Raw genomic sequence first — 12,946 nt, 5'->3', positions numbered from 1 at the left:
GATATCCCCCTTTCCTACAAACTTAGACGAAGCGAAGTGGTTTAGGTTCCGAAAAAATTCCTGTTAAGTTTAATAGTACCATTTCTTCCTGTTTGATTTTTGTTAAAATGTCTGTTGATTTCCGCTCAAAAAGCTTAGCTTTCCGCGGGAAGAGGCTGATTTTTTTTCACACACTTTTCACACATTTATTCCGAAGTTCTGCCTAACCCGTTGGCTATACTGAGAGGGTAAGTAAGACAAGCGAAGGAGTGTTGAAGATGAACTTGAAAAAGGGATTGGTTGTTGGAATTGGCGCCCTTTTGTTGTTAGGCGGTACCTATCAAATTCAGAGTGCATATGCGGCTGATAACCCTCAAACCGTCGTGGCAAAAGAACCTAACGGGAAAAAGTTCGAGAAATTAAGTAAATACCAGGAGCAAATCCATCAGGTCAACCAACTGCGTGAAGAGCGGTTAGACTTGAAAAAACAAATGGTCGAGAAAAAGGACCAGTTAGTCGATCTATTTTTAGCCGCAAAAAAGAGTGGAAATAAAGAGGAGCTGAAGAAGGTCAAGGAAAGTAAGAAGCAGTTGAAAACAAAAAATGGCGAGTTGAAAGCTCTGTTAACAACGGGAAAGGATGAGAGGAAGGCACTGAAAGAGGCTGTAAAAGCGGGCGATGCAACGGAGCAGTTCAACAAGGTCATTGCGGTTCAGAAACAAGTCAACGAAAAAATGAAAGAGCAGTTGGCACTGTTAGATCAAATGCTTGCCAGTTTAAATTAGAAACGAACTAGGGAGATAGTGTGTTCATACTATCTCTTTTTCCTATATAATTATGGCGAGGTGAAGCCGTGATGAAGCATATTTTTGTGATAGATGATGAAAAGAATATCCGCGATATTTTGCAAAAATACATGGAAAACGAAGGCTATAAGGTCACCCTTTTTTCAGATGGGGTGAATGTCTATCAGGAGATGTTGCGGTTAAAACCGGATTTGTTGGTGATTGATATCATGCTTCCTCATATGGATGGGCTAGAGCTTTGTAAAGAGATTCGCAAATCGAGTGAAATTCCAATTATTTTTGTCTCGGCCCGGGACGGAGAATTTGACCGAATATTAGGACTGGAGCTTGGCGGCGATGACTATTTAACGAAGCCGTTTAGTCCAAGGGAACTGATGGTCCGTATTAAAAATATATTTAAACGGATGGAAAAAACAACGGTAAGTAAACCGCAAATGCTGACAATCCGTGATATATCGATTGATTTTGAGCGGAGATACATAGAAAAAGATGGTCTGGAAATCAAATTAACAGCCAAAGAATATGATTTATTTATTTTTCTAGCACGGAATAAAGGAAAGCCGTTCACTAGGGAAGAGCTGCTCGAGTTTATTTGGGGGTATGAATATACCGGGGATGGTCGACTGATTGATGATCTCGTGAAACGCGTTCGTAAAAAGCTAGAGCAGCACGAGTCTACGGTTGAACTATCAACGATTTGGGGTTATGGATACCGGGTGGATGATTAACATGAAAATTGGCGCAAAGCTCTTATCCACATATTTTCTATTAATTATTTGTATTTTCTTGATTACTAGCCTAACTTTTCATTTCATTGCCCAGCGTTATTTAATTCATGAAACCAAGCAGCAGCTTCATAAGGAAGCCAGTGTGGTGAGTCAATTACTAGGGAAGACGGTTCTATCAAGTCTATCGGTTAAAGAACAGCTGGTGAATCGCAAGGCGCTGGTGCTGTCGGAACGGTTGCTTTCTTCGGAATTGATTATTTGGAACAAGAATCAGGAAATTGTTTATACGGAATTAAAAGATGCGACCCTCGCTGAATTTAGACTAGAACCGAAGGAGAAATTTGTTTCCGAGAGCGTTTCGATTACGTCTAAGAATGGGAAGACGAAAGGATATGTCACTTTGGTGGAACGGCTGGATGAGATCAAAGAAATCAACTTTCTCATGCGAAGGTCACAGTTGATCAGCTTAATTATTTCAGCATTAATAGCGGTTGGTTTAGGGGTGTTTTTTGAAAAAAGCTTAACGAGGCCAATCCGGAGATTAACGGAGCATATGAAGCAGTTCTCACTAAAAGGAGAGAACAAGGAGTTAGAGCTGAAGTCAAAGGATGAAGTAGGAGAATTAGCCGACAGCTTTTATGCATTGTCCCGCAGGTTGAAGCAGTATGACGAGGATCAAAAGGTTTTTTTTCAGAATGCTTCCCATGAGTTGAAAACACCGTTAATGGCGATTCAAGGAAATGCAGAGGGAATTTTGGACGGAGTGGTGACAGGTGAAGACGTGACTGCCAGTCTCAATGTAATCATTGCCGAAAGTCAGCGTTTGAAACGGATTGTCGAAGGTATTACTTATTTAGCGAAGCTTGAGAGTGTCGAGGAGAGCTTTGTGTTTAGAGGAGAGTCGCTTGATGTAATAGTTGGTGAGGCAGTGGAGAGTGTCAGGGCCCTAGCAGAGCAACGAGGAATCGAGTTGGTAGTGGATAGTTGCGTGATGGAACCAGTTTTGGTGGATTGTGAAAAAATGAAAAGGGCGTTCATCAATTTGTTGGGGAATGCTATCCGGTATGCGAAATTCAAGGTTGCTGTGACATCCGAGGTGTTAAAGGACGACTCGGGGATTGTTGTTGAGGTATCGGACGATGGCAAGGGATTCGCTAAGGGTGAAGAGACGAAGGTGTTTCAACGTTTTTATAGCGGTGAAGCCGGCGGCTCAGGAATTGGCCTCGCAATTACGAAGGCAATCATTGAAGGTCACAGTGGAACCATTTCTGCCTATAATCGAGAGCAGGGGGGAGCTGTTTTTAGAATTTACTTGAAGGGTGTACCGAGCTAAACCTAATAAAAAGAAGCTACCACCGCCAAGACTGAAACATGGAGGGGTATCTTCTTTTTACTGTTTTTTCCTATTATTAAGTAACTATGGTTTGAAAAACTTCAGTACGCCATTGATCAATCCATTCACCAATTTGTTCTGATAGGTAACGCTTGTCAGGTTTGCGCGTTCCGTCGGATTAGAGACGAAGCCAATTTCCACTAAGACAGCGGGTGCTTCATTTCCTCTAATCACTCGGAAACTCTCATCCTTTATTCCTCTACTAAAGGCGCCAGTTGCTTTAACGAGTTCGCTCTGAAGCAATGTGACGAGTTGCTTGCTTTCCACAGGCATGACACCGTCCTCAGAATTATGATAGCCTTCAATACCTGATGCACTTGTGCTGGTAGAAGAGTTGACGTGAATACTGATAAAAGCGTCTGGTTTAATAGAGTTGGAGTATATGACTCTATTATCCAATGAAATAAATTCATCTGTGCTTCTCGTCATGTAAACCGTTGCCCCATGCCTTCTTAATGCATCCGCAAATTTCAAGCCTACCTGCAGATTGATATTCTTTTCAAGTACACCTGCTGCTCCGGCTCCACCATCATACCCGCCGTGCCCAGGATCAATGACAATCGTCTTGCCTTCTAAATCTTTAGTAATAGGTACCCAAACACCGTTCGACTCTAGGAAAAATTCCTCTCCATTTACGGTAATCCAACCTGTTTGCATCACGCCGTTCGAATTGGCATAGTACCAATATCCTTTATCCTGGAACCATCCTGTCTTCATGATTCCTGACTGACTTAAGAAGTACCAGTTTCCACGGTCTTTCAACCACCCTGTTTGCATCGCGCCGCCAGCATTTAAATAATACCAATTGTTGTTATCCAGCAGCCAGCCTATCTGCATTTGTCCTTGTTGATTGAGATAGTACCATTTGCTGTTCACAAATACCCAGCTTGTACTCATAGAAAAGTCATTCGCCAAATAGTACCAGTAATTATTTGAGTAGAGCCAGCCCTTTTGGAGCGATCCTGTTGCATCAGCATAATACTTCTTTGAATCTAGTGTAATCCAACCCCCAGCATTTAGAATGCCCTCTGGATTAAAGTAGTAGGTTTTGCTATCCAATGCGGTTAATCCAGTTGATAATATTCCATCACTATTAAAATAGTATTTTTTTCCTTGAATTTCACTCCAGCCTGTTAGCATAACCCCATTGGCATCTAAAAAATATTTCTTTTCCTTGTAAGTTACCCAACCGGTTTGAATGATTCCTTCTGTGTTGCTAAAATACCATTTCCCATTCAAGTAAGCCCAGCCGTAGACGAGGTTTCCAACTGGGTTAAAAAGATATTTTTTTCCTGAAATATCCGTAATCGTATTGGCTGCAGACCCATCGTTCTTAAAATAATATTTCTTCCCATTCACGTCCTGCCACTGGTTAGCAAGCATGACCCCAGCATTAGTAAACATGTATAATTTGGAACCAACGGGTAGGAGACCGGTACTCCGCTCACCACTCGATTTAAAGTAGTACCATTCAGACCCCAATAACAGCCATCCTGTATGCATGGCTCCGCTAGCTTGGAGATAATACCATTTATCGCTGATGTTAAGCCAGCCAGTTTTCATGGAGCCATCTGCCTGCAGGTAATACCATTTTCCTTGGTCTAGTAGCCAGCCTGTCCTCATGGCCCCTTTGGTATCTAAGTAATACCATTTATTTCCTGTGTAAACCCAGCCTTTTAAAGCAACATCATTCTGGTAGTAATACCATTTACCATTCTCCAACTTCCAGCCCGTGGTGGCTGCAAAAGAAGGAGTGGGCCCAAAGCTTAAATTCATAAGTAGCAATGCAAAAATCGATAAGAGTAAAATTTTTTTCTTCAACGCTAAATTCCCTTTCTGTGCTAAGTGTCACTCTAAAGAGTGGTTACAGCCTCGAGAAACGTGCTGTATTCCTGCCTCTACTAGATTTCTCACACTCCTTTTGCTCTAGAGGTCTTGTGTAATTCTTTTACCAAAAACTACGAGTCTATCCTAAATTTGTTAATTCAATATTAAACTGTATTTACTATAATGTGAAGCAAAAATCGACAATCTTTTTTCTCTCTTTTTATTGGAAACCTTTATTTTAGAAGGATTTGGGATGAATTTAATTAAACGTTTGATTAGGTGGGGAGTTGTTGAAAACTGCCGAAGATTGTCTTTTGTAAAATTATCCTGCATGGGCAGGCACCCAAGAATCCAGTCATTCGTAAGATAAAGATAGGTATAATCAGGGAGGGGAAGAGTTATGTATCCTTATTCAAATCACTATGATGCGTTAAGTAGACAACAAAACAAGTTGATTCAAGATCTTGAAAAAGCGATAAATGGGGAATATAGTGCGATTCAGTGTTATGAAAAAATTGCTAAAATGGCAACAAAGGAAAAGCAGCGGAAGCAAATTCTTGAAATACGTGAAGATGAGAAGAGGCATTATCATCAATTCGTCAGGATCTATACGAGTCTTACGGGCAGGCAGCCTCAGCCAAAAATCACGGAGGAGTGTCCGAATACGTATGTGAAGGGTCTGGAGTTTGCGTTAGTGGATGAGCAGGAGGCAGTTGATTTTTATCTTGATATAGCCGATGAAGCGACGGATCCTTACATTAAGAAAGTTTTTCGCCGGGCGGCAGCGGACGAGCAAAATCATGCGGTGTGGTTCCTGTATTATTTTACAAAAAATAAATAAGAAAAAAACAGGGCTGACTCAGGAGGATACTCTCACGGGTTCAGCCCTGTTTTTTTGACTTATAGAAAAGTGTAAAATACGACTTTGAGAATTGTCCAGTTCCAGTTCCTAGCCCCTCGGGTCAAATAACCTTTGGCAATAAAAGTCAAAAGACGACTTTTCTTGCCGAAGAACATTTGCCTTTCGGGGCTGACCAAGGCGCTTGCGCTTTTCTTAGTTAGTCGTCACTTGAGTCTCCACCATCGTTGTCATTGTCAGAGTTTCCATTATCTTTATCATCGTTATCATCGGAATCAATACTGTTAAATGCTGAGGCGTGATAAGGATCGTTGCTATAACTTTTAGAGGCAGCTGCAGCGGTTTGGCCTTTTTTTTCAACGCTAGGGAAGATTAAAAACGCGGCAATGATAGCTAACGTACCAAAGAATTCCTGTACACCAAAAATAAGATATACCCCATACACGAAAAGGAAAATTCCAATCAACCATTGTATGATTCTAATCGCCTTCAGAAGCATCCCCCCCAGATGTAGTCAAAAAACAATCCGCCATATACAAATAAATATTACCGCCTAGGACTTTTTATACATTATTTAGGGAATCGTAACTTGATTGCAATATATCTGGTGTCACTTTATTGTTGGAAAGTTAGTCGGAATTCGTGTGCATATCTCGCTAAAAAGAGAGTTTGAAGTAGGACCATCGTTAATGGAGAGGTTCAACGTTCCTTAATTGGCTACTTGGAAGTGAAACGGGTAACGTAAAAGCGGTCTACGTGCCCTAAACCCATCTTCATCAGGCAGTTCGGTCGCATAGGACCCGTCTATGCGACCAAAATCCATCTCCATCAGGCAGTTCGGTCGCCTAGACCCCGTCTATGTGATCAAACCCCATCTCCATCAGGCAGTTCGGTCGCCAAGAACCCGTCTATGCGACCAAACCCCTTCTCCACTAGACAATGTGGGCTCGTAGACCCCGTCTATGCGACCAAAATCCATCTCCATCAGGCAGTTCGGTCGCCTAGACCCCGTCTATGCGACCAAACCCCATCTCCATCAGGCAGTTCGGTCGCCTAGACCCCGTCTATGCGACCAAAATCCATCTCCATCAGGCAGTTCGGTCGCCTAGACCCCGTCTATGCGATCAAACCCCATATCCATCAGGCAGTTCGGTCGCCTAGACCCCGTCTATGCAACCAAAACCCATATCCATCAGGCAGTTCGGTCGCCTAGACCCCGTCATGCGACCAAACCCCATCTCCATCAGGCAGTTCGGTCGCCTAGACCCCGTCTATGAGACCAAAACCCATCTTCATCAGACAGTTCGGTCGCCTAGAACCCGTCTATGCGACCAAACCCCATCTCCATCAGGCAGTTCGGTCGCCTAGACCCCGTCTATGCGACCAAACCCCTTCTCCACTAGACAATTCGGGCTCGTAGAAAAAAGAGAAATGGGTAACGTAGAAGCGGTCTACACGTGCCCGAAGTGGTAGCAGGAAAGAGAGAACATTTACGTAAAACGAGGATAAGAGCATGTTCCCAGTAACATGCCCTTATTTTTTCAGCCTCTCTTTGATGTTCCCAGAATGCGCCAATAGAATAATCACAAGGAGGCACCCAGAAATGCCGCAGCTAATAAAATCAACATGGTTGATTACTAGAAACATAGGAATAAGCAGAAATGCCCCTAAGCCTGCAAAAGTAAAGCTTTTGGTAAAAGGATAAAGGACGAGGAATCCTATGATTATGACGGGAATTAGCAGTGGTTCAAACATTATTATTCCCCCAATAAAGGTGGAGATTCCTTTTCCTCCCTTAAACTTCAAGGTGACCGGCTTGAGGTGGCCGATAATGGCCATTCCTAACCCTAGAAGCTGAACGGGTGCGGAAAAGTCTAGGGAACGAGCGAGCCAAATGACCACCACGCCTTTTAAGGCATCACCTAAAAAGATGAGAATGAATGCCTTTTTTCCATGGATTCGTCCAGCATTCCTTGCCCCAACATTTCCGCTACCAAGTTGCCTGATATCCTCATAATAAAACAACTTTGTGATCAGATATCCGAACATGATGCAGCCGATTAAATAGGAAATTAAAAGATAAAGATAAATCATTGGCTCACTCCCAAAAGTTTATAGGTGAAAAAATTTTAAAAAGGATGGAGGTCTTAGAGGGCATAGGTAGAATTGTTCTATGAGGTATTAAAAGTAAGCAAAAGCCCGCTGCTTTTATTTTGAGGTGAAAATCTAGTGATTTCAAATGATATTTTAACTGAATTAGAGAAAAAGATAAAAAAGGATAAAATCACGTCATGTCTCATCCAACATGAGAATTCTTTAGTTTTCGAATACTATAAAAATAATAAAATGAAGGACAAACAGCATAAAGTAAACTCTGTTACGAAGAGTGTGCTCTCTATTTTAGTTGGAATTGCGATTGATCGTGGTGTGCTAAAGGGTGTTCACCAGCCAATAGCTGACTTTTTCCCGAATCTTACTGACTGGCAAAAGCAGTTGACGCTTGAGCATCTGCTTACAATGACACCCGGCTTTGATTGGCCTGAGTTCTCGAGCTGGGGTGGGAGACCGATGCCCATGATAAATTCGCGGGATTGGGTTCAATTTATCCTAGAAAGATCCATGGTGGAGGATCCAGGAGAAAATATGCACTATAATTCAGGCTGCTCCCATTTGTTAAGTGCCATTCTACAAAAAGCTGCAGGTATGTCTCTAACAGAGTATGCTGAAGCCTACTTATTTAATCCTTTGGGCATAAAGTACTATACATGGTATTCGGATGCGAAAGGGATAGTAATTGGTGGATTTGGGTTGTCATTAAAGGCAGAAGATATGCTGAAAATAGGGAAGTTGATGCTACAGGAAGGAAAGTGGAATGGTCAGACAGTGGTTTCGGAGGATTGGATGAAGGAGTCTACGATTCTACGTTTTCATACTTACAATAAAATTGGCTCATATGGCTACCATTGGTGGATCCTAACGAATGAGAATCATCAGCCAACACAGCTACCGGCCTATTTTGCCATGGGATATGGAGGGCAGTACATTATTATCGCCCCTGAAAATCAACTTATCGTTACATTTACTAGTGACCTGTACAACGATACATTTAAACCGTTACTTTACTTTAAAAAGTGTATTTTAAATGAGGAATAGAAAACTAGGTAGAACTATTCATAGCTTAATATTATAAGAAGATGTTCATGTTTTAAAAATTTTTAAAACATTTAAAAAACACTCTTGCATTTTGATGCTAGGCGGTGATATTATCAAACTATAAAAAAATCTAAACGTTTACATTTGAAGAATACATAACCAATAGACTGCACCCTTTAAGTCTATTATTTTTTAAAACATAAATCTAAACGTTTACATTTTAGGAGTTACATAAAATGGAGTACAAACCAACAATTGAAGATGTTGCAAAGCTTGCGAAAGTTTCAATTGCTACGGTTTCGAGGGTAATCAATAACCAGGGTGGAGTTCGAAAAGTTACTGAAGATCGAATTGTAAACGCTATCAACGAACTTGGTTACATTCGCAGTGCTGTAGCAAGAAGTATGAAAAGAAAAGAAACACATACCATTGGCATTATTATCCCAGATATTAAAAATCCATTTTTTCCGCTTGTTGTTTCTGGCATTGAACAAAAGGCAAGAGAGCTAGGGTACTACACCATTCTAAGTAGTACAAATGAATCGCCTATCGTAGAAGAAGAGATCGTGAAGATCTTTATTGAACGCGGTGTAGATGGCGTCATTATTACAACGGCCAATGAGACGGGAGATCATATTAAACTCTTACAGGACCAAGGTATTCCCATCGTAGCTGTTGACAGGGCCATCAAGAAATTTGATGTTGATACAGTACTGGTTGACAATGTGAATGGGTCCTATCAGGCAGTTCAGCACCTCATTTTACAAGGGCATAGAAGAATCGCTATTATTTGTGGTCCACAGCAAACAACACCTGGACTTGAACGGTTTTTAGGCTATAAAAAAGCACTCGAGGAATATAATATTCCTTTTGATGAAAGCTTAGTTATTCAAGGTGATTTTATGGAAGGCAGCGGCTATTCGGCTGCACATGAACTGTACGATTCAGAGAATAGACCCACTGCTATTTTTTCATCAAACAATCTTATGACAATTGGGTGTATAAAAGGCTTAATAGATTTAGATTGGAAATTAGGAGAAGAGGTATCCTTCATCGGATTTGATGATGTGGAAATTGCTACATTTATCAAGCCGAGATTATCAGTAGTATCTAGACCGATGATGACGATTGGCGAAATTGCTGTCCAATTACTTTACGAACGAATGAATGTGAAGGGTGATCTTCCAAAGAGAGAGTATCTTTTATCACCTGAATTAAAAATACGAGAATCATGCCAAGTAAAAATAAAAATCTAAACGTTTACATTTTACCAAAAGGAGAGAGACATACGATGAAAAAAGGCGGAATTTTAAATCCAAGAATTAATCAATTAATTTCTGAAACGGGTCATACAGACTATGTTGTCGTTACAGATGCTGGTTTACCTATTCCTGAAAATGTGACACACCGAATCGATTTGGCACTCAAGGAAGGAGTACCTGGATTTCTAGAAACGCTAGATACGGTTTTAACAGAGCTTGAGGTGGAGAAGGTCATTCTAGCAGAGGAAGTTAAAACTGTCAGTCCAGAAATGCATGATCAAATTGTAAGTAGATTTGAAAACATTCCTATTGAATACGTTCCACATGTGGAGTTTAAACAACAAACTAAACAAGCAAGAGGATTAATCCGAACTGGTGAGTTTACTGGGTATGCCAATGTTATTTTAGTAGCAGGTGTTGTTTACTAAAAAATTGGTAACTCGTTCAAAGGGGGAAAAATGAATGAGTACAACGTTACTTGAAATGAGGGAAATCTCGAAGGAGTTTCCTGGAGTGAAAGCTCTTGATCATGTATCTATTCATGTAAATCAGTCAGAGATCCTTGCCTTACTTGGCGAAAATGGGGCTGGCAAGTCTACGTTAATGAAGGTGCTTGCAGGAGTTCATCAGCCTAGTAATGGGCAGATCTATATAAATGGAGAACCCGTAACGATAGAGGGACCCAAACACTCTCAAAGTCTTGGAATCAGTATTATCTATCAAGAATTTAATTTGATTCCGCATATGAGTGTAGCCGAAAATATTTTCATTGGACGAGAGCCTCGCAAAACAAAAGGGATCATTCACCGGAAACAGGTTAGAGAGGAAACTCGAAATTGGTTAGACCGGGTAGGGTTAACACGTGTTTCACCTGATGATCTAATCATCGACCTATCTGTGGCAGAACAGCAATTAGTAGAAATTGCCAAGGCCCTTTCGTTTAATTCTAAAATCATTATCATGGATGAGCCGACTGCTGCTTTAAATGATGAAGAAACTAGTAAACTATTAGCCATTATGAAGGACTTAAAGCAACAGGGAATGGGAGTGATCTTTATTACCCATCGCTTGGAAGAAGTCCAAGCAGTTGCCGATTCGATCGCTGTATTAAGGGATGGAAAATACATTGGGAGTGCCCTGGTAAAAGACGTTACAAAAGATGATATGGTTACAATGATGGTGGGCCGTGAACTGACTGACTTGTATCCAGAGAAGGGTAATCCTGCTAATGATGTTTTACTTGAGGTAAAAGATGTCTCGGTTCCGGACATGCTGCATAACATTAATTTTTCCGTGAAAAAAGGAGAAATTCTTGGCATTGCTGGATTAATGGGTTCTGGAAGGACGGAACTTTCAAAAGCGATATTTGGCTTATACAACAATATGAGCGGTTCCGTAAAAGTAGATTCGAAGACAGTAAAGAGCCCAAGGGGAGCAATAGATGCAGGTATTGCTCTTGTAACAGATGACCGTAAGCAGGAAGGCTTAGTCCTAGGTTTATCAGTCTATGAAAATCTTCTTTTACCGACTTATCGGAGGATTTCACGGTTTGGTGTTTCCAAGAAGAAAATGAAAGATGAGATCGTCAACAGATGGGTCAAGGATCTGAAAATAAAGGTCCATGATTCGAGCGTAGAAGTCAGGACGCTAAGTGGAGGAAATCAACAGAAAGTGGTCCTTGGAAAATGGCTACAGATGAATCCTAAAGTGTTGATCTTAAATGAACCAACAAGGGGTATTGATGTTGGTGCAAAAGCTGAAATTTATCAAATTATGAAAAGGCTTACAGAAGATGGGATTTCCATAATCATGATCTCTTCTGAAATGCCGGAACTGCTTGGTCTTAGCAATCGAATTTTGGTTATGAATGAAGGAAGAATAACAGCTGAACTCAGTCAGCAAGAAGCGACTCAGGAAAAAATCTTTTATTACGCATCAGGGGGTGTGACGAATGTCTAATACGACACCTGTTAAGCAAGAGGTGCAAAAGGAAGCCTTTAACTGGCTTTCGCTCATTGAAAAGTACCGTGTATTATTGATTTTTATTATATTGTGTGGGATTGCAGGGGCATTGTCAGATGTTTTCTTTACAATGAGTAACGTGATGAATGTGCTTCGTCAGGTATCCATTATTGCCATCATTGCAAGCGGGATGACGCTCGTCATTTTAATTGCAGGTATTGATCTTTCGGTTGGGGCTGTAATGGCCTTTTCTGGAGCCATTTTAGCTGGAGCATTGACCGCTGGTTGGCCGCTGGCACTAGCACTGCTTGCTGCACTTGGCGTAGGATTACTATTCGGACTATTTAATGGGTTTATTACAGCAAGATTCGGTGTCCCTTCCTTTATTGCCACTTTGGCAATCATGGTTATTGCACGCGGGATGACGCTTGTTTATACGAAGGGTTATCCATTAGTAGTAAGTAATGACGCATACCGTTATATTGGGAGCGGTCGTTTCTTTGGAGTACCTATTCCGATTATCATTATGTTTGTTGTTTTTGGATTCATGTATTGGATGTTAAAATACACCAGTTTTGGCCGATATATCTTTGCCATCGGTGGAAATGAAGAAACGGCTATTCTTGCAGGTATTAATGTGAGAGCCATTAAAATAGCTGTTTTTGGAATTTCAGGTTTGCTTTCAGCTTTATCCGCGATTATTTATACCTCACGATTAATGTCAGCTCAGCCAACTGCGGGTACAGGAATTGAGTTGGATGCTATCGCGGCCGTTATTATTGGTGGGACTAGTTTAGCAGGGGGGAAAGGTGGAGTTACGGGTACGCTTATCGGGGCTTTAATTATGGGGGTCCTTGATAATGTTCTTAACTTGATGAACGTTTCTCCATTCTACCAAAGTATTGCTAAAGGTCTTGTCATTCTAATTGCTGTATTAGTAGATAGTAAGTTTTCAAAAATTAAAAAATAAAACATTG

Annotated in this window: 12 protein-coding genes; 9 read left to right on the top strand and 3 right to left on the bottom strand. The window is 41.1% G+C overall.

The genetic code is table 11. The annotated features are described in order from the left end of the window. Positions 1–257 precede the first annotated feature (257 nt). The 3 genes from AC3A54_RS16050 to AC3A54_RS16040 all read left to right on the top strand — a co-directional run bounded on the left by AC3A54_RS16050 (position 258) and on the right by AC3A54_RS16040 (position 2,846). Positions 258–764: a hypothetical protein gene (locus AC3A54_RS16050; protein WP_487655206.1), complete on the top strand. Its 507-nt coding sequence runs from the start codon at positions 258–260 to the stop codon at positions 762–764. A 71-nt stretch (positions 765–835) separates the two neighbouring features. Continuing rightward, positions 836–1,513: a response regulator transcription factor gene (locus tag AC3A54_RS16045; protein WP_487655205.1), complete on the top strand. Its 678-nt coding sequence runs from the start codon at positions 836–838 to the stop codon at positions 1,511–1,513. Between the two features lies 1 nt (position 1,514). Beyond that, positions 1,515–2,846, top strand: coding sequence for an ATP-binding protein (locus AC3A54_RS16040; RefSeq protein WP_487655204.1), 1,332 nt, complete (start codon positions 1,515–1,517; stop codon positions 2,844–2,846). Positions 2,847–2,930: 84 nt separating this feature from the next. On the opposite strand, the gene AC3A54_RS16035 is transcribed toward AC3A54_RS16040, so the two are convergent. Beyond that, on the bottom strand, positions 2,931–4,727 hold the full coding sequence (locus tag AC3A54_RS16035; protein WP_487655203.1) for an N-acetylmuramoyl-L-alanine amidase family protein: 1,797 nt from the start codon (positions 4,725–4,727) through the stop codon (positions 2,931–2,933). 406 nt (positions 4,728–5,133) lie between these two features. Here AC3A54_RS16035 and AC3A54_RS16030 point away from each other — a divergent pair, with 406 nt between their 5' ends. Continuing rightward, positions 5,134–5,574 carry a ferritin-like domain-containing protein gene (locus AC3A54_RS16030; RefSeq protein ID WP_335544880.1) on the top strand — a complete coding sequence of 147 codons (441 nt, stop codon included), beginning with the start codon at positions 5,134–5,136 and terminating at the stop codon, positions 5,572–5,574. 217 nt (positions 5,575–5,791) lie between these two features. Here AC3A54_RS16030 and AC3A54_RS16025 read toward each other — a convergent pair whose 3' ends face one another. Together AC3A54_RS16025 and AC3A54_RS16020 are read right to left on the bottom strand one after the other, a co-directional pair. After that, positions 5,792–6,091, bottom strand: coding sequence for a hypothetical protein (locus tag AC3A54_RS16025; RefSeq protein WP_487655202.1), 300 nt, complete (start codon positions 6,089–6,091; stop codon positions 5,792–5,794). Between the two features lie 1,034 nt (positions 6,092–7,125). Beyond that, on the bottom strand, positions 7,126–7,686 hold the full coding sequence (locus AC3A54_RS16020) for a glycerol-3-phosphate acyltransferase (RefSeq protein ID WP_487655201.1): 561 nt from the start codon (positions 7,684–7,686) through the stop codon (positions 7,126–7,128). A 135-nt stretch (positions 7,687–7,821) separates the two neighbouring features. Between AC3A54_RS16020 and AC3A54_RS16015 the strand changes: the two genes are divergently transcribed. The 5 genes from AC3A54_RS16015 (at position 7,822) to AC3A54_RS15995 (ending at position 12,939) form a co-directional block, all read left to right on the top strand. Further along, positions 7,822–8,745 carry a serine hydrolase domain-containing protein gene (locus AC3A54_RS16015; protein ID WP_487655200.1) on the top strand — a complete coding sequence of 308 codons (924 nt, stop codon included), beginning with the start codon at positions 7,822–7,824 and terminating at the stop codon, positions 8,743–8,745. Positions 8,746–8,981: 236 nt separating this feature from the next. Next, positions 8,982–10,001 (top strand): LacI family DNA-binding transcriptional regulator, encoded by a 1,020-nt coding sequence (locus AC3A54_RS16010; RefSeq protein ID WP_487655199.1) that lies wholly within the window; start codon positions 8,982–8,984, stop codon positions 9,999–10,001. Between the two features lie 35 nt (positions 10,002–10,036). After that, entirely contained in the window at positions 10,037–10,435 is a 399-nt protein-coding gene (gene rbsD / locus AC3A54_RS16005) for a D-ribose pyranase (protein WP_309859030.1), read from the top strand. A gap of 34 nt (positions 10,436–10,469) precedes the next feature. Then, positions 10,470–11,966, top strand: a complete 1,497-nt coding sequence (locus tag AC3A54_RS16000; RefSeq protein ID WP_487655198.1) for a sugar ABC transporter ATP-binding protein — start codon at positions 10,470–10,472, stop codon at positions 11,964–11,966. Beyond that, positions 11,959–12,939 (top strand): ABC transporter permease, encoded by a 981-nt coding sequence (locus AC3A54_RS15995; protein ID WP_335544886.1) that lies wholly within the window; start codon positions 11,959–11,961, stop codon positions 12,937–12,939. Before AC3A54_RS16000 ends, AC3A54_RS15995 begins: the two co-directional genes overlap by 8 nt. The last annotated feature ends 7 nt before the right edge of the window (positions 12,940–12,946 follow it).

It is taken from the genome of Neobacillus sp. Soil_C_43 (genome assembly GCF_057656715.1).
Note: the sequence above shows the minus strand (reverse complement) of the source record. Positions and strands in the feature narration are given on the sequence as shown.